The following is a 17,527-nucleotide window of genomic DNA, read 5'->3' as shown; positions in this document are numbered from 1 at the left end:
CTTTCCACTACTGTTTTAACGTAGGCTACTAAGCTCTTGCTGTTGAAACCAAGCATTCAATGTGGATCTTCTGAATAAAATTTTGGTTCCTACACGAAGGTGGGGGATTTTACCGGCCCTTACTTCGCTATAGAGTTTGTCTTTGGATATTTTCCCCTGGAAGAAGATTGCCCAGGCTTCCGAAAATGTGAGAGTATTATAAGTGTGATGTTGTTCAAGTTGATTAAAATCCGGGTTAGTAACTAACTGCTGAACTGTATTGTTCATTCCATTTAACCTCCTAGAATCGATAGAGTATTACTGGACGATTAATTCTTGTTCACGTCGTCTTAGATCGATTGCCTGCAGAGCAACCTTGTAAAGATCGGTATCCCAGATCGAAAGGCCATCTGCAAGATCGAATTTGTTCCCATTCCACAGGTTCAGAGCCAGATGAACTAGTGCGTTTGTTTGGCTGGTTAATGGTGCAGTATTGCCCTTGATTGATCCTTCGTAATTAGCAGAGTCAGCATTCTGCATTTGCTCAAAATACCAGTCAAATGGGCCGTTTTCTTGATTTTCAAGTGAGAAACATTTGAAAATTTCAGGGAACGCTGCTAAGTAGCACGTAGAACGATATTCTCGATTATTACATTTGAATTGATGCATGCATTTAAGGAAATTACCTTGATGTGCTTCGTTTGTAAAATAAACATTGCTAGTTGATTTCTGTTGCATCGGATTCACCTCAATATTTATGGACTATCAGATGAATAATATATATTTATTTGGGGAGCCTTAACGAATATCAATTAAAATAGCTAGTAACGGAGCTTAGTGTAGCTTTGCCGTAGCTAGTATTATCTACGGTAAAAGCTTCATAAATTCAATAAAATCAAGGGTTTTGAGACTATGTAGCCAAAGTAGACCTTTCAACCTGCTGTGCTTCTAGTAGTTTTTGTTCTGTTTTTGTTAGAAGTCGCATACCACGAAAACCTTGTAATGGCGTTGATCCATCTACTCGAAACTTGCCTGACTTCACGTTCATCTTTAAAATCTCAATGAAAAACTCCTGCTTACTGATAGCTTTATACCCGTTATCACGGCAGTATTGCTTATAAGTCGGATAAATTGTTTTGCGATGTACCTTGCAATCTTCATTTTCTAGGTCGATGTGGCACCAATCTCGGACAAATTCTGAGACGTTGTTTATCTCATTGATATAACGCAGTTTAAAAGCGTGCGCTTTCTCACTCTCTGTGAAGATCAGATTGTTTTTCATCAATTCACGCAAACCATCTAGTGCCCATTCAACGATGTACGTTTTCTCGTTAATCAACTTGTCCATTAAAGTTTTATCTCTTCGTTCTTCTGGGATGGTATTGCTGAACATTAGGAATAGGATGCGATCAGTGAAGGCCGAAGTGCCGTCGAGCTTATTAAGTAACGGCATATGGTTTCCAGCTGCCACGAGCTTTGTTTTCCCATAAAATTGAAATGGGTCTTTTCCCTTTTTTTCAGCGGTAAGTAGATCACCACCCGTTATCGTCTTAATGATATCCGCGCTTTTAATAGTTCCGTTTTCATCCATTTCTGCGCTGATATTTAACTTTGACTTAAATAATTCTGCTGTCATGAACCGTGATTCACCCAATTGCTTTAACGACATAGCAGTAGTATGTTTAGGGCCAATTAATGATCGCCATAATGCTAACCATACGCTTTTTCCGGTATGCGGGAGTCCAATCAACACAAAGAATTTCTTAGCCCGCCATTCGTTACTAATAATGTAGCCGGTTAATTGCTGAAGAGATTTAATTTTGAACTGGTCGCTCTCAGTACAGTCTTCTAAAAACTTCGTAAAGTAATAGCCTTGATTTGATTGTTTGCGACTATAGTTCGAGTTATAAACCCGGATAGGAGGAGGTGGTTCCCCGTATCCGGCATCGATGTAACTAGTGAATAAATAGTCAGGACTGTGGAGATAACTCATTTGCTTATTGACGTCAAACACGCAGTTCCTAAAATTGATCAAATGAGTATGACTATCAAATTCGTCGTGATTTACTTGAAGTTCAGGGCAACTTACAATACGATGGACAACATCTGCTATTTTGTGTTTACCGAGCTTCATATCCATCTCAGGACTCAAGCTCTGGCGGATTGCTACATGAAGGCTAGTCTCAGTTTGTTCCTCGTAATACCCAAACTCGTCATTGTAGAGGAATACAATTGATCCACAACATCGTACAGCCCGTTTTTCAAGAAATGCCCTTTTGACTTGGACGTCAAAAGGTATTCGAGAATCAGTAATAACTTCCTCTGGCTCCAATTCATTATCCGCGAATTTAGACGGAACGGTAATCTTTGCCTCTTTAGGTTCTTCAATCCGCTCATCATGCTGTACAATATATTCTTGCTTTACCTTGCTCCCCGATGAAGGGGATATATCAATTTCATGAATGTTCGTGTCATGAGACCGAATGTAGTCATCTTCAATACAACCGTTTTTGAAATCTGAGAAGTCGGTACTTTCGAATTCGATGCTCTTTGACTTCAGGTTATCTTGATGTAGACTTCCTTTTTTTAATTGATACATTAGCTCTAGATATTCTTGATCGGAATCATAGAACTCTTCATTACCTTGTGATGCCCGCTTATTCTTCCCCATACCGGTGTTTGTCAAGATAGTTGTCGCGATTCCTCTAAACGAGAGCTAGTTCTGACGGGATTGCTCGGCTTGAACGGGCGTTGATTTTTCTGGATTGAGCCATACCTCATCGCTCAAGTTCCAATCACTTGTAGCACCTGACCACCGATTCGGATGCTGGGCTTTCGCCTTCTCATAAACCTGTCTTCGCTGCTCCAATACCTGACCTGCACGTCCTTGATGCCGCTCTATGGGCGTCACAAATTTGAGTCCGCTATGGCGATGTTCGTGGTTATACCAACGTACAAATCGCAATACCCACTCTCGTGCGGCAGTTTGACCCTTAAATCCTTTGGTTGGATAGATGGGGCGGTACTTTAATGTCCGAAAGGCAGACTCTGCATAGGGGTTGTCATTACTTACCCGCGGTCGACTTCGGGATGGTGTAATACCTAGGCTGTACAACGTTTCGAGTAGGGTCGTCGCTTTCATCGGACTTCCGTTATCTGAATGCAGCACGAGTGGCTCTGTACGAACCACGCATTGCTCCCGAAGCACGGTTCGATGGATGAGTCTACTTGCGTGTTCCGCAGATTCCTCTTCCCAGATCTCCCAGCCTACGATTTTACGGCTGTATAGATCAAGAACCAGATAGAGGTAGTAAAACAACCCTTTGATTGGGCCTGGCAACCAGGTGATGTCCCACATCCAAACCTGATTAGGACCTGTTGCACAGTGACTAGTTAACGGTCTCGTTGTCCGTTTTTTGCTCGGTCCACGATGGTGTTGTTGCTGGTGTTTATGCATCACCCGGTAGAAGCTCGACTCGGAGGCGATATAGATGCCTTGATCGGCAAGCGCAGGCACAATTTGACTGGGCGGCAAGCTCTGGAAGGCGGGCTGATGAAGGACGGCCAGCATTTGTTTCTCTTCTTCCTCGCTCAGCTTATGGGCAGGGGCAGAACGTTTCGCCCGTGGACGCTGATCTTCACGACGGTCATGCTGGCGCCAACGTTGCAAGGTCCGCTGGGTGGGTAAGTCCAAGTTCCAGGCAAGCGTGCCGTTCTCTTGCGCCGGCTTCAACCGCTTCATGAATCAGTGATACGGCTAGCTGACGATTTGGGGCACTGATCATTCGTCCTCTTGGTCCCCCCAGATCGCTTGGGCCTTTTTTCGCAACACGAGTAAAGCGGCTGTTTCGGCCAGCGCTGCTTCTTTCCTTTGCAGTTCACGACTGAGTGCCTTTACTTCTTGTTCTTTTGACCGGAGATCTCTTTGCAGCTTGCTCCGCGACTCCGCCATTAGCTTGCATGCAAGCATCGCGCCATTCCTCTACCTGTTCGACATAAAGTCCTTTGGCTCGGCAGTATTCTGCTATCTCGATTTCACTTAACGCTGCCGTCTCCACCACGATGGAAAATTTATCTCGCGAGCTCCATTGTTTGGTCGGCTGATTTCCGTTTGGCATCACTAGCCCCTGCGCCTTTGCTTCCTTTTTCCATTTGTACAGCGTTGCTTCTGATATTCCATTTTCCCTCGCTATCTCACTGACCCGTTCGTTCTTGGGCGGCATCATACGCTCTAACATACGCTGCTTAAGCTCCAGGCTCATTTGATTCATTGTCGTCCACCTCGTTCTCTTTTTTCTCACTATACTTTCATTTGAGGGGTACGACAACTAGTCTGACACAGGGGGTTAGATAAGCAAGCTTTTTTTCCTTTTCAGTTATTTTATCGAGCAATACATTTGTGACCATTCGTTTCCGCTCCTTGTAGATTGGTTTTTTGAGGCGCCTCTGTGAATGATCGTACTTTATAAAACTCATAAAAACTGTCGATAAACCATTTTGTTTTTTAGAAAACTGTCTAGTTTTTATTGATTGATTGTGATAAAATATTTAACTAAAAAATGGAGTTGACCCTCATGTAAGGGTCAACTCCATTTTTTAATTGTTGCTTCACTTTGTCATGTCTTATTCATAATGTTCGGAAATGCTTCTCTTCAACTACTTCCGAAATAGCTTTAACGACTTGGCCCTCATTTAATAACAGCAGATCATATTTATCGTATCCATTATTTTCTAAATACTGGTGAGGTCTTACATAAATATTGCTTAATGAAAACATCTGAATACCATCTAAAACTTTATTGAGGATTAGTAAGATATCACGAATCTGATTAAAGGGTAAATCCGCAAGTTCCCATTCGCCTCCCAATTGCGCTCCAAATATTCTTGAAGCATTTCCAAAGAGTTTCAGTGGCATGACCCGTTTATCGGAAAACAACAACCTTGCATACTCTTCCATGACCTGTTTCATATTAGGGACTTTAATTGAGTCAATTCTTTGTTTCCATAAGTATAGAAAATAGACTTCCATTACAGGGATGGTTATCAGCGCCATACCTATAAGAGCAGATCGGATTTTTTTTACCCTGATTAAGTGCTCGTCTACAATCAATGATTCAAACACTTGGTCTTTCTCTTCAATAAAAGCGACCTGACTGCGGGAAGTAAAGGGAATTCCAATTAGCATTGAGGTTAAATAATACAATCTACCATTAACATTTGGGAGCATAGCGATTGTGCTAAGTAAACGATAGTATTGTATTTTAATTTCATCGGGATAATGCATAGTCATCATTGCGATTTTACTTGCGAGCCCTATTTGATATTCACGTTCAAATAGAATCCTGTTGAGGGTAGGATGATAACTTAATTGATTATTTTCAAACGATCGTTCAATTTTGTCGATGGTAGGGAACTGATCTAACAGATATTTAAAATTATCGTAAAAATGCAAATGTAGTTTTTCACCCTTACCTTTATGCTTCTTGAGATAGCTCCAACTATGCTGACTATCCTTGTAGTCCTTTATGACCTTATGAGAGTCAACATGAACGGCTTGAAATGCAATAAATGGAGATGCAAAGGCAGGAATAGCCCAGGAATGATCGTTTAAGGGTGTGAGCATCCAGTGATCAGCCAATTTTTTAAAGTGCTCTTGTGCAGCCCGGCTCACATTCTTATCCCCAAATAAGTTACTTACCGGCTTTTCATTAGTTAAGGCAACTTCAAAAAAATCAAAAACTTGTGTGAAGAAGGCCCCGTTTCGCTTTATATGCCCTTCGGTTTCATTGAGTTGAACCATATATGCGTTAATTATCATATGCATAATTAATTCTGATTTTACAATATTGTCTTTACGCCCGATTTTAAAGAATTCCTTTATGTCATGTGGAATGAGGTGGAAACACTTTTGAAACACATACTCAGCTAGTATTGAAGTATTGGCAATTTCCTTGGGACCGCGAACAGGTAAATGATAAAGTCTAGCTAATTCTTTCATATTGTCTTGCGAAGTTGAATTTATATACAACATATCTGACTAATCTCCTTTAGTCCCATGGCAACTGATGCTCTTCCTGATAATATAATCAGTAACTGCACTCCGCTGAATTCGATGGGCATTATTAATTCGAAATGACTCTATCTCCCCGGAGTTAATCAGCTTGTATGCAGTGTTCATGCCAATCTGCAAGAGCTCGGCCAGTTGGTCGACAGTGATAATTTCATTATAATCATCATACATATCTTGTCATCTCCTTTAAGCTTTATTTATGTTATTGTTCCATTAAGTAACATTGTGCGACGTTATTTCGCTTTAAATGGTCTTACATTGTATGGTTGTTAAATGGGGGAAACTTAAGAAATACAAAAAAATACAGCTATCTTTGGGATGACCGGAGATAGCTGCTTGATTAAATACTTACGATTTTTCATTTACTGCAGCAGAATTCGTTTGATGATCTTTAACAAATAACCAATGATATAAAACGGGGTAACGGCCCATCCTGTAAATAATGCTAAGATATCTTTGACCACAATATAATTCGAAATCGTAGTGAAAATGACGAAGTTACGTTGTAACTTTGAAATAAACATCCATCCAAATATAGCGGATATTACGACATATAACTCCATAGTTTAGAACCCCCGCCTAATGTATTGACAGGCTAACAAATTGAATTTTTTTGCTGGAATTATCGGCAGTTACAAGTAAGTTACTTTTTTTACCAGCGTTATCGACCTTGAATATATATCGCGTTGTGTTCTGTACTCCATCAGCGGTTTGGACAGGTTCTCCGAATAATTGAACGGCTTTATCGAGTGAATCAGAAGTTCTAAGACCCAAAATGTTGAAGATGCTGTCAGAATTAATGATAACTTCCAAAATGGTTTGATCCTTGTTATCAACTATTAAACTAAAGTCATCCAAGTAATAAGTTGTTATCTTGGACTCCGTTGACTTGTCATTGATTGTGAAGCTTTGTTTAATGTCATTCTCTGTAGCTTGATTGTTCAGCATTTTGCTTATGTCTAATGCCATAGATAAAGTGCTTGAATTATACTTGCTAATCTCAATCGCACTCACCTTATCTTCGTTATACTTGGAGGAAAACGTGAGCAGATAGCCTTCCTTTGTTAAGTATGCAACCAAGTTCTTATCGTCCTGATTAAGGCTTAATTGGGGCTTGCCTAGTCTTTTTATGTTTTCCTGAAGAGAGGAGTCCAATTGAACATCGAATATTTTATAAGAATCGGTAGATTTGATTTTTGTAAATGCGCTCGATAATACGATATTTGATGCTCCTTTGTCGTTGCCGCTAACCGTAAAACCTCCGTTGTATGCATAGCTGTATCCATCTTGATCATCCCTAACAACTTCATCCGGTTTTCCGAATTTTTCAACGATCTGTTGTTTGTTCATCTGTACCATTTGACTCAGTTCATAGATCTTGGATTCACCTTGGGATGATACCGAAATAATCACAATTAACAATACGAACGCTAGCAGCCAAAACCACCATTTCTTGAATATCGATTTCTTTTTCACTTCCGGTAATGTTGGCATCAATTCACCTGACATGTTCGTTTCCTCCATTAGTAGATTGAATTTGCTTTAATGTGATGAACGATTTGATTCATCTTTTAAAATTCCTATCATATATCGTTTAATATCCTCTGGGGTAAGAAGGGCTAAAAACTGTTGATGTTGACTTCTCTCTTCCCCTCCCTTCCGCAATTCGAAAGGAGAAATGATATCGATTAGCGTAATATTCAGTGCAGCGGCTATTTTTTCTAGTGTCTTGATGGTCGGATTTTTTTCGCCGCGCTCAATCTGCCCGATATATGAGGTGTTTATTTCCGATTGCAACGCCAGTTGCTCTTGGCTTAATCCCTTTTTTTGACGGTAAAAACGGACGTTCTCCCCGATACGTTCTATGTTCGTCATTCTTCTCACCCCACATAAAACGATAGTGCAATTACCAATTCCTCTCAACAGGATATAAACGCTAAATAAATGGATATAGTCACTAAAAATGCTGTAAGTATGATTTGTACTATGATGACGATGCACGTTCCTGATTCATGGTGGGATTTTGTATGATCCTACTTCGTATGATCCGATGCGCTGACCGCTATCATGCATAGCGTCAAGTTTATAATATATATTTTTGAAAAGCCTTCCTGCGATAAATTTGGCACTGTTAACATAAATAAGGTACCTCATCAAAATAAATTGAGGGTTGAATGTGAATGTCACATCAACCCTCGTTCTTTTAAACTGACGAAATTGTAGTTGCCAACTACAATATGATCGAGCATATCAATTCCAATGATGTTGCCCGAATCTACCAACCTTTTTGTAATCTCAACATCCTCGGGACTTGGGTCAGGATTGCCGCTTGGATGATTGTGAGCGCAAATAATGGATGCACTGCTTCGTTTAATGGCAGGGCGAAAAACCTCTCTTGGATGAACGATACTCGCGTTTAGAGAACCAATGGAGATGGTTTCTTTTCCGATTACGCCATTCTTTGTATTAAGGAACAAACAAATGAATTGTTCCTGTTTTAAATGCCGGAACTCCGGTTCAAGAAGCTTATATACGTCCATAGGTGATTTTATCGTTTTGACGGAAGGCGTTGGGGCAGATATGATTTGGGAAAGTTTAAGTGTGGCAACGATCTGTCTCGCCCTCACCTTCCCAATTCCCTCAATCGCAAGCAGTTCCTGTTCTGTGATATCAACAAGTTCAGCAAAGGTAGGGAAGCGGTTCAAGATTTCTTCCACGATATAGCTTCCCGGCTTTTCACGAAGGGAACTGGCCAATAATGATTTTAGATCAGTAGGAGCATGCTTCATATAAAGTTCAGTTCTCCTTTACAAATTAATTTTATGATTCATTGCAAAGAAAAAGGGCCAACCCCATAATAAACTGTACCCTATAGAATAGACACTTTGAAAAAAGTCTATCCTGTAGGGTATTCTTGTTTATAAGCCAGAAAAAACAGGTTGGAGCGAACGAATATGAGGAAGCGAGTATTTACGGAAAAAGAACAAGCCCAATTAAAAGGGAATCCCCATGTTCAAGCGGTTAGTGACAAAGCCATCACCTATTCTGATGCGTTTAAACGGCTATTCCTTACTGAAAATGAAAAAGGGAAAGTACCCCGAACTATTTTTGAAGAAGCCGGCTTAGATATTGAAATAATCGGCTTAAAACGCATCCAATCTGCGGGTAAGCGCTGGCGTGCAGCTTATCGGGAACACGGAGCTGAAGGTCTACAAGATACAAGAAAGACAAGCTCAGGTCGCCCTTTAGAACGAGAATTAAGTGTAGAAGAAAAGATTTCACGCCTAGAAGCACAAAATCAATTATTACGGGCGGAAAATGAACTTTTAAAAAAGCTCGATCTACTCGAAAGGCGGATGTTGAAGAAGAAACCAAACTTGTAGCGAAACAAAAGTTCCAACTCATTCAACAGATGATTGAAAAATATCAGTTAAAGCGTCTGGTACGCTATTTGTGTGAAATGATTGGTGTATCTCGTTCTGGTTACTATCATTATTTCCATGAGAAATCAGCACAAAAGCGTGCAGCACACGATGCAGCAGATGAAGAAGTAAGAGACATTATTTTAAAAGCCTATTCTTTTCGTCGAAGAAAGAAAGGGGCTCGCCAAATTAAAATGACGTTAGAAAATCAATATGGGATCACTTACAACTTAAAACGAATTCGTCGTATTATGAAGAAATTTAATATCTTCTGCCCGATCCGAAAAGCAAATCCATATCGTCGGATGGCAAAAGCGACACACGAGCACCGTACGTGTCCAAACCTCCTGCAGCGCCAATTTAAGCAAGGTGTCGCAGGTAAGGTATTATTAACGGACATCACTTACTTAACCTACGCACACGGTAAACGTGCTTACTTATCGACGATTAAAGATGCTGAAACGAATGAGATTTTAGCCTATGAAGTATCCGATAAGATCACCTTAGATATTGCCCTAAATACGCTACATCAACTAAAACGCAATCATTCGCATGTCGTGAAAGATGCCTTTATTCATTCGGATCAGGGATTCCACTATACCAATCCCCAGTTTCAAAAGTTGGTAAAGAAAATGAAATTAGGACAGTCTATGTCTCGACGAGGAAACGGTTGGGATAATGCACCACAAGAATCTTTCTTTGGTCATTTAAAAGATGAAATGGATTTGAAAGGCTGTGGGACCTTAAACGATGTGAAACGCGAAGTGAAAAGCTATATGATCTATTACAATCATTATCGCGGACAATGGAACCTAAAAAGGATGCCGCCTGCACGATACAGACAGCATCTCCTTCAATTTGCCTAGCTTTTTTTGAAATGTCCTTTACATAGGGTACAGTTTATAAAGTGGTTGGCTCAATAAATTTACAAAAATATTCATTAAACGTTTGCTAGCATTTAAATCATCTCCTCAATAATTAGTAATTTGTAACAGTCTAATGGCGTGTATAAAGGAATAGATAAATGAACGAGGACTTAAGATAAGCTCTCGTTCATTCTCATTATAATAATATATAATTGAGTTTAGTTGCTATGCGCTGATACTACCTAAACATCGAGGATACTGTATCTTAAACCAATGATAAAATACAAAAAAAGTGAAAAAAGGTTTTGAAAAATCAGAAATGAGTGTATGTAAATAAAATTAATCAAAAAGATACTGGAATGAAGCGATGATAATACCCCGGTTTCGCGCAGTCTAGAAGTAAAAAAACAAATTGGACTCCGAGAAAATCAAGAGATACGTATGAATACTCTCGAGGAGTGGGAGGGCTGTTTAAGCGCACGAGAATTTCAAAATAAATACTCGATAGATAACAAAGGAGAGGGGGCGGAAAATAATGCGACAGAAACGCGACGGAGGAGGAAAAAATATGTAGTCAAGCGGTAAAATATGCTATAATAAAATTGCTAGAAAAAAATCGAGAATTGCGGTGGAGAGAATGGAATTCAACTTTAGATGGTACAAGCCAAGCATCGGAACGCCGATTGTGTCCATAGCAGAATATGGTATAACCTTCAACAGAGCAGCGGCAGAGGAAATGGGAAACCCGCTAAGGATTCAAATAGGCTTTGATGAAAATTTAAAAATAATTGGTGTAAAACCGCTTCACGAAGAAGACGAGGAAGATAAAGATTCTCTACCGTTTGCTGGAAAGGAACGAAATGGCTTTACTCGTGTTAATAATAAGGATTTTATTCGGTTTATTGCACGTTATTGTCCAGACTTGAAATTTGATCGTGCAGTTCGATGTTTGTCAAAGTGGGATGAAAATACAGGGTTGCTTCTTGTAGATCTTAATAATCCTATTGAAGGACAGGCTACTGACGGGGAACAGGAATCGGAATAGAGATTGGTTACTGTGAGAGGAGGTGTTAGATATGGTTAAGACTCAAAAAGGCAATAAAATCGTTACTGTAAAGCCGCACAAGAGAAGTGCACCAGGAGGAGTAAGAAAAACGATTTCTGTCAGACCCCATAGACGTTCGACACCAAACTAAACCCCTTTAGCATTCTGCTAAAGGGGCTGGGTGGAATTTGACACACAGAAATAATATCTCTCAACCCTTCGCCAAAAGTACGTTGATAGATACGAGAATCTGCGGCAACTTTCTACTATGTACATAACATCTATATTCTCTTCTTGTGTGACAAATTCCTTCCCCTAACGCAATAAATTCACAACTTGTTCAATTATTATTAGGGAGGATACCAAGATGTCATTTAAATGGAATTTTGATTTAAATACGAAATTTGAGCATGTTTTGTTCAGCACTGTCGAAACTGGTCCCCGGCATCTGAAAGAGTTTGCCTCTGAGCTTGGTATAGCATTGAAAAACACGAGTTATAAGAATAGTCTCAAGTATCGCATGAGGAAAATAGTCGACAAAAATGAAGACCTTCAATACTTTGGGTATACTAGTGATGGATATATGATTCCAGTTTACATTGACCAATTTGAAAGAATAAGCAAGCCTCTTAGAAGACGAGGCGAAGGTATGATTGGAAAAGCTGAAAAACTTGACAATGGAGCTCGTCAGGTTGGAAAACGACGTGAGAATCAGCCTGAGCAGCTTGATCTATTTGACAATTTATCTGAAGAAGGTAGCTGATAAACGGATAAGTAGGAGGTTATCATGAGGGTAATAAATGTAGCTTTGAATTTAATAGATGAAGATAAAGAACAGCCGCGATATAACTTTAATGAAGAGTCATTAAATGAATTAGCGGAAAGTATTAAAGAAGTAGGATTGTTGAATCCGATTAAGGTAAGGCAAATTGATAACGGTCGATATAAAATTATCTTTGGAAATCGTCGGTTTAAGGCATGTCAACTTCTCAACTTGGAACAAATACCAGCAATCATATCTGATAGTGAATCAGAACTAGATATTTATTTAGAGCAGTTAACTGAAAATATTCAAAGAGAAGGGTTTACACCGATTGAAGAGGCCGAAGCATTTAATAGGCTCTTAAATGATGCAAAATTTAGAATTTCCAAAAAGTTACTATCCAGTAGATTGGGTAAAAGCGAAAGATACATTAGTCAAAAGTTAGACCTCCTTATATTTGGTAAGGAAGTCCAGCAATTGATTCACAGTGGCAAAGATATTTTGCCCAATAAGCTTTCTGAGGAACAAGTACTGCCTTTAAAGAATGTAGCCATTGAATATCGAGATAAGCTCGCTTCAAAAGTAGCCGCTGAACAAGCTCCAGTCAAAGACGTTAAACGGATATCTGAGTTGTTTTTAGCGAAAGATATTAGTTCTGAAAGTAAGGAAATATTGTTGAATAGACCAGTACATCAACTTATTAATGATTGGTCCGATTACGAGAAAGATAAAAAAGAGCATCCTGCCAAGCCCGAATTGAAGGCAGTAGATACAAGTACCAATAATAGTGATTTTCTTAATAATGGTTTTGTTAACTCTGGGTATGGTCAACTTGCTATTGTGAAAAAGCTTAATGCATTGCTAAATAGCGTGCCGAGTCAACATGAGATTCCAGAAGATGTTCTGTCTAGTATAGAAGAAATCAAAATTGCCAATAAAGAAGAATTTCTTACAACAGTTGATGCTCTAATCGATTGCCTAATGGGTCATGTACAAGAATGGAAGAAAGTTAAGGCTAAAGCCAGCGTCACAAAGTTAGGCGTTGTAAAAAAGATAAAATAAACTTGGGGGAAATGCGAAATGAAAAAGAACCAGCATGTAACTCCACATCGTGATGGAGGTTGGCAAGTAAAAGGAGCAGGGAATGATCGAGCAACTGCTAGGACGAATACTCAAGCGGAAGCAATAGTGCGTGCAACCGAAATTGCTCGAAATCAACAGTCCGAAGTAGTAATACACAGGGTAGATGGACAGATTCGTGACAAAAATAGCTATGGGAATGATCCATATCCACCGAAAGGCTAGGATTTTAAATGAGTGGGGAATTGTCGTTTTCTAAGGCAGTTCCCCACTTATATTATGTATAACCATCCTTTTGAAATAGAATAAGCCATCATAACCTGATGAGGGAGACCAGTATGAAACAGTTAGTTTTGACAAAATGGATGCTAAATGAAGAATTACAAGGATTACTTCTTTTTGTTCAATTAATGGATGAAATGTTATTTCATTTTAATACCCATTCAACCAAGGTGCATGCTACAAATGTAAGAACGCTCGCTTTTGAAGCAAAAAAATTGATAAACAAAGTAAAGACGGAAAAAATCAATGTATTACCCAATCTACTTCCGTTAATTGAAGAAATAAAGATAAATTTAAAAACAGATTCAGTTGCGAAAAAGCTTCTAGGTATAAGAGAGGATTTTATAGTAAAGAAACTAAACACAACTGATAATATAGACGAAGTAGAACATTCCATTGATGCTATGTTACGTCACCTAGGGAACAATAGATATTTAATAGAGACTCAAACTCAATTGAGGGAAGCAATTAAAAATCCCAGGGAAAAGAAACTCATTTCTGTCCTCTCAAGAACATTAACTTCTGAGTTGCTAAATCTAGGGTATGACAAACAATTTATGTACTTTTCATTAAAGGATTTATTTATTACTCCAATTGAAGAAGTCACTTCTCTTGAAGACATTTCCAAATACTTTGAATTATTTAAAGGAATAAAAAAGGAGTTTATAATTTTTCGTTTAGTAAACCGAAATTTTAAATTATTTAGAGACATTGCAGACCCATTAGATATTATTTCTATGAGAGATGAAATTCCCAGTACTATTTCAAGTCTTAAGGAAAAGAAATTTTATGATAATAAAAAAGCATTTGAAATAATAATCGAAAGTCGCATTTATGCATTAGATTATTTTCATGCTGCTAGAATAAGTAACAATAGATTGACGAGTTTATCGAATGTAATTAGTCTTTACTCACATACTAAAAAGCTTACATGGAATAAGTGGGCTCTAGTATGTGATAATGACGGTAATGTACAAAGTATAAAACCATCCATTCATTTAATGGAAACAAGGCCAAATATGAAAGAAGAAGATGTAATAAAACATACCATTTTAACTCTATCTGGAACAGGACTGTCAGAAGAATCTTCTTTAAGACTACGCACAATTGTGGCATTACACGGAGCTGCAATGAAAACAGATTTGCAGCAGAGCCAATTACTAAACTTATGGTCGGCAGTAGAAACACTATTTCCTGTCCCAAGAGATAAAAATAGCCGAATAAATTACTTGATTAGTTGCATCAGTCCTATTCTTAGAAAGATATATATAAGTAGTTTATTTCTAGAGTTTTACTTAGATATTACGAGAATACTTCCTGATCTGAAGTTAGATGATATAGCAGGAAGCACAAATCTTGAACGATTTATAGCTTTGGTTTGTCTCGATGAGTATAAGAGCGAAAGAACCGAACGTCTTTACAAAAAATTTAATCAAATAAATCCCTTAGCTATTAACCGTATTTTCGAGTTAAAAACAATTTACTCAGACCCCAAAACAATATTAAAAAGTATCGAGATCCATCAACAAAAAGTAGAGTGGCAGTTGCACAGAATATATAGATGTAGAAATGAGATTGTCCATTCTGGATATTATAACATGCCGTTTCTTAGTACATTGATTGAAAATCTTCACTACTATGTTGATGTAATAATAGAATACGTGCAAAATGTAATAAAGAGTGGTATAAATATCAGGAATTTTGAAGCAGTTGTATATGATTGTAATATTGAAAATGAGTATCATATTAATATCTTAAAGGAACATATTGGGACAAAAATTAATAAAGATAATTACAAGTCTCTAATACTAGGGCACAAGGTTCAAGCTTAAAATATTCCTTGTGCTAATAAGGTGATAACTGTGGGAACTTATAAGCAAGGTATAAAAGAACGATCTCGTGAGATGATATGGGAGCATGCTGTATATTCATTGACTAGCAATAGAAGCAATAATAGAGTCCTTAAAGAAGAGTACATTAGAAATTTGTGGAATTATATTTTTTATAAATGTAAATATACAAAGGATTATTTTACATCTTTTAAACCTGATATCTCTATATTAAATTCATGGTGCGATTTCGCAAATAACACCTATGGATTTAAAAAGGCTAGTGATCTAAGAGTCGTCTATTTATGTGGACCAGAGCCAGAGAATGATTTGCAGATATTATTACGATTAGGTTTACGCATAGAAAATATTTGGGCAATAGAAGCTGATAAAGGATATTTTAATACAGCAATTGATAGCATACGCAATAACTATCCAACATTAAAAGTTTTTCACGGCAGCATAGAAGCTTTTTTTAAGATATATCCTATGACTTTCGACATTATATATTTAGATTTTACTGCTCCTTTGTTTTCGAAGGAGAAAAAACCATTTTTAACAATACACAATATCTTTGACAATCAAGTTCTCTCTGAGTTAGGTATTTTGATAACGAATTCATCAGTTCCAGATAAAACAGACGAAGGGATCGACTTTTTAGCTAACTTCTTTGTAGACCAAAAATATCTTGAAGGCAATGTGCATGGTGTTTTAGATAAGGAAGGAGAATTAATTACTTGGTTCGGCGACGGTGTTGGGCCGTATTATGGTACTGGGAATAAGTCAGCTTTAGTTTCCAAGATAGAAGATAATTTTGAAGGTGCGTATTCTTCATTCTGCTCACTATATCCAATTTTTTATGCAAATGTTATATCTCCGGATTATAGAGTATCAAATGAAAGAGTGCTGTTTGAAAAATTATTTAATAATGACGAAGCCGCTTATAATAAGTTTATCAGTCAAGAATATAGAGATGAATATATGGTATACGAAGATTACCCTCAAGTTGGTTTTATAGAAAGAATAAACCGCTCGGATTATAAGTTATCCAAGTACTGGGATACTGTATATAGAACTAAAGAAGCTGGAGGAAAATGTAATAGATCAGAAGCTGTGAGAATAGCAGCTCTTTTACGTTCGGGATTCAGTACAGGGAATACTGAGATATATTCACCAACATTATTAAAGTCCGTAATAGAAACGTATAGAATTATGGATGAAATCGAAAAGAAAAGATTGTTCTGTGACATTATCTTTCCAGATATTTTAACAGAAATAGCTTTAAATCAGTTGGGTTTACCTTATCATCCTCAAATGTTCAATCACAAACGGTATAGTTATACAGCAAAAGTAAGAAAAATGTTTACGGATATATTTACATTCGATAGATGCAGGGCATTCTACGACTGGATACCTCTAATAGAATTCTACGGTGCAAACGTAGCGACATTGGAAAGACAGATGATATTAAGAAGTTGTATAGACGCCATAGGAGGAAAACAATTAGGATTTACACCGATACCAATCTACGACTCTGGAGTTAGTGTGATTGGAATGTTTGAAGAAGAATGGGCACCATTTATTAATGGAATACCTGAAAGAGTTGAATTACAACTGTGAATGCTGATGTGGGCAGTTTAGTTTTTATGGGGACGAATTGGGGACGAAAGCCGTCATATCCGAGTAAACGTCAATCAAACAGGGCCCTACAAGAGTGGAGAAAACCCTTATAAATCAAGGCTTTAGCACGCCGCGGCAGATGGGAACCAAGTAGCCTATGCTTCCGCATACGAAACATATGATTGAATAATTCCATGACCACATCATGTAATTGAAGACACCTTAGAGTTTTATCTCTAAAGTGTCTTTTTATTATGATTCACAAAAAGATACCTCTGTGAGTATAGCAAGAATTGTACTTGTGCCAGGAAGTATAGAAATTGTATCCTTATGATGGTCAGGCTAAATTTGTGAGGAATAGATAAGTAACGTGGATAATTTACTTATCCACTCGACAGTGTTATATTATTAGCAACAGAAGCTTATAATGCAGAAAGGAGCCGTGCGCGAACACGACTCCCCTGCAACAGCTGCTTTTAAGGGCAGTAGGCTTTAATCAGGTTTTACGACCGAAATAGACCGCATTCCTTGACCAGGGGGCGGTCTATTTGCGTTGTGCGACTTGTTTTGC

The 17,527-nt window shown here is 38.1% G+C and carries 15 protein-coding genes and 1 pseudogene; 7 read left to right on the top strand and 9 right to left on the bottom strand.

The window, feature by feature from the left end; all coding sequences use genetic code 11:
• Positions 1 to 15: 15 nt before the first annotated feature.
• The 9 genes and pseudogenes from ABEW34_RS12225 to radC all read right to left on the bottom strand — a co-directional run bounded on the left by ABEW34_RS12225 (position 16) and on the right by radC (position 8,838).
• Positions 16 to 267 (bottom strand): helix-turn-helix domain-containing protein, encoded by a 252-nt coding sequence (locus tag ABEW34_RS12225; protein ID WP_430158872.1) that lies wholly within the window; start codon positions 265 to 267, stop codon positions 16 to 18.
• A gap of 30 nt (positions 268 to 297) precedes the next feature.
• Positions 298 to 717, bottom strand: coding sequence for a hypothetical protein (locus tag ABEW34_RS12220; RefSeq protein WP_430158869.1), 420 nt, complete (start codon positions 715 to 717; stop codon positions 298 to 300).
• 172 nt (positions 718 to 889) lie between these two features.
• A complete protein-coding gene (locus ABEW34_RS12215) occupies positions 890 to 2,665 on the bottom strand; it encodes a DNA primase family protein (protein WP_430158866.1) in 1,776 nt (591 codons plus the stop codon).
• Positions 2,666 to 2,695: 30 nt separating this feature from the next.
• Positions 2,696 to 4,250: pseudogene (locus tag ABEW34_RS12210) on the bottom strand (IS3 family transposase).
• Positions 4,251 to 4,606: 356 nt separating this feature from the next.
• Positions 4,607 to 6,010: a hypothetical protein gene (locus tag ABEW34_RS12205; RefSeq protein ID WP_430158863.1), complete on the bottom strand. Its 1,404-nt coding sequence runs from the start codon at positions 6,008 to 6,010 to the stop codon at positions 4,607 to 4,609.
• 6 nt (positions 6,011 to 6,016) lie between these two features.
• Entirely contained in the window at positions 6,017 to 6,220 is a 204-nt protein-coding gene (locus tag ABEW34_RS12200) for a helix-turn-helix domain-containing protein (RefSeq protein ID WP_430158861.1), read from the bottom strand.
• Between the two features lie 408 nt (positions 6,221 to 6,628).
• Entirely contained in the window at positions 6,629 to 7,558 is a 930-nt protein-coding gene (locus ABEW34_RS12195; protein ID WP_430158858.1) for a hypothetical protein, read from the bottom strand.
• Positions 7,559 to 7,591: 33 nt separating this feature from the next.
• Complete coding sequence (locus ABEW34_RS12190; protein WP_430158855.1) at positions 7,592 to 7,924, bottom strand: helix-turn-helix domain-containing protein; 333 nt, start codon at positions 7,922 to 7,924, stop codon at positions 7,592 to 7,594.
• A gap of 308 nt (positions 7,925 to 8,232) precedes the next feature.
• The gene (radC, locus tag ABEW34_RS12185) at positions 8,233 to 8,838 is read right to left on the bottom strand and encodes a RadC family protein (RefSeq protein WP_430158852.1); all 606 of its coding nucleotides are present in this window, start codon (positions 8,836 to 8,838) and stop codon (positions 8,233 to 8,235) included.
• 165 nt (positions 8,839 to 9,003) lie between these two features.
• Here radC and ABEW34_RS12180 point away from each other — a divergent pair.
• The 7 genes from ABEW34_RS12180 (at position 9,004) to ABEW34_RS12150 (ending at position 16,956) form a co-directional block, all read left to right on the top strand.
• A protein-coding gene (locus tag ABEW34_RS12180; protein ID WP_430158849.1) for an IS3 family transposase occupies positions 9,004 to 10,337 on the top strand; the annotation gives its coding sequence in 2 pieces (ribosomal slippage) (positions 9,004 to 9,385 and positions 9,385 to 10,337; 1,335 coding nt in all).
• Between the two features lie 637 nt (positions 10,338 to 10,974).
• Complete coding sequence (locus tag ABEW34_RS12175; protein WP_430158846.1) at positions 10,975 to 11,382, top strand: hypothetical protein; 408 nt, start codon at positions 10,975 to 10,977, stop codon at positions 11,380 to 11,382.
• A 367-nt stretch (positions 11,383 to 11,749) separates the two neighbouring features.
• Positions 11,750 to 12,145: a hypothetical protein gene (locus tag ABEW34_RS12170; RefSeq protein ID WP_430158843.1), complete on the top strand. Its 396-nt coding sequence runs from the start codon at positions 11,750 to 11,752 to the stop codon at positions 12,143 to 12,145.
• A 24-nt stretch (positions 12,146 to 12,169) separates the two neighbouring features.
• Entirely contained in the window at positions 12,170 to 13,207 is a 1,038-nt protein-coding gene (locus tag ABEW34_RS12165) for a ParB/RepB/Spo0J family partition protein (protein WP_430158840.1), read from the top strand.
• Positions 13,208 to 13,225: 18 nt separating this feature from the next.
• On the top strand, positions 13,226 to 13,450 hold the full coding sequence (locus ABEW34_RS12160; RefSeq protein ID WP_430158837.1) for a DUF2188 domain-containing protein: 225 nt from the start codon (positions 13,226 to 13,228) through the stop codon (positions 13,448 to 13,450).
• 113 nt (positions 13,451 to 13,563) lie between these two features.
• Positions 13,564 to 15,339: a hypothetical protein gene (locus ABEW34_RS12155; protein ID WP_430158835.1), complete on the top strand. Its 1,776-nt coding sequence runs from the start codon at positions 13,564 to 13,566 to the stop codon at positions 15,337 to 15,339.
• Positions 15,340 to 15,369: 30 nt separating this feature from the next.
• The gene (locus tag ABEW34_RS12150; protein ID WP_430158832.1) at positions 15,370 to 16,956 is read left to right on the top strand and encodes a hypothetical protein; all 1,587 of its coding nucleotides are present in this window, start codon (positions 15,370 to 15,372) and stop codon (positions 16,954 to 16,956) included.
• The last annotated feature ends 571 nt before the right edge of the window (positions 16,957 to 17,527 follow it).

The sequence above is a fragment of the Paenibacillus algorifonticola genome, assembly GCF_050481745.1.
Lineage (GTDB): Bacteria > Bacillota > Bacilli > Paenibacillales > Paenibacillaceae > Pristimantibacillus > Pristimantibacillus algorifonticola_A.
This window is presented reverse-complemented; position numbering and strand designations above follow the sequence as displayed.

Coding starts and splice junctions, on each gene's coding strand:
- ABEW34_RS12225 (WP_430158872.1), bottom strand. CDS start 267: ATGAACAATACAGTTCAGCAGTTAGTTACTAACCCGGATTTTAATCAA.
- ABEW34_RS12220 (WP_430158869.1), bottom strand. CDS start 717: ATGCAACAGAAATCAACTAGCAATGTTTATTTTACAAACGAAGCACAT.
- ABEW34_RS12205 (WP_430158863.1), bottom strand. CDS start 6,010: ATGTTGTATATAAATTCAACTTCGCAAGACAATATGAAAGAATTAGCT.
- ABEW34_RS12200 (WP_430158861.1), bottom strand. CDS start 6,220: ATGTATGATGATTATAATGAAATTATCACTGTCGACCAACTGGCCGAG.
- ABEW34_RS12195 (WP_430158858.1), bottom strand. CDS start 7,558: ATGTCAGGTGAATTGATGCCAACATTACCGGAAGTGAAAAAGAAATCG.
- ABEW34_RS12190 (WP_430158855.1), bottom strand. CDS start 7,924: ATGACGAACATAGAACGTATCGGGGAGAACGTCCGTTTTTACCGTCAA.
- radC (WP_430158852.1), bottom strand. CDS start 8,838: ATGAAGCATGCTCCTACTGATCTAAAATCATTATTGGCCAGTTCCCTT.
- ABEW34_RS12175 (WP_430158846.1), top strand. CDS start 10,975: ATGGAATTCAACTTTAGATGGTACAAGCCAAGCATCGGAACGCCGATT.
- ABEW34_RS12170 (WP_430158843.1), top strand. CDS start 11,750: ATGTCATTTAAATGGAATTTTGATTTAAATACGAAATTTGAGCATGTT.
- ABEW34_RS12165 (WP_430158840.1), top strand. CDS start 12,170: ATGAGGGTAATAAATGTAGCTTTGAATTTAATAGATGAAGATAAAGAA.
- ABEW34_RS12160 (WP_430158837.1), top strand. CDS start 13,226: ATGAAAAAGAACCAGCATGTAACTCCACATCGTGATGGAGGTTGGCAA.
- ABEW34_RS12155 (WP_430158835.1), top strand. CDS start 13,564: ATGAAACAGTTAGTTTTGACAAAATGGATGCTAAATGAAGAATTACAA.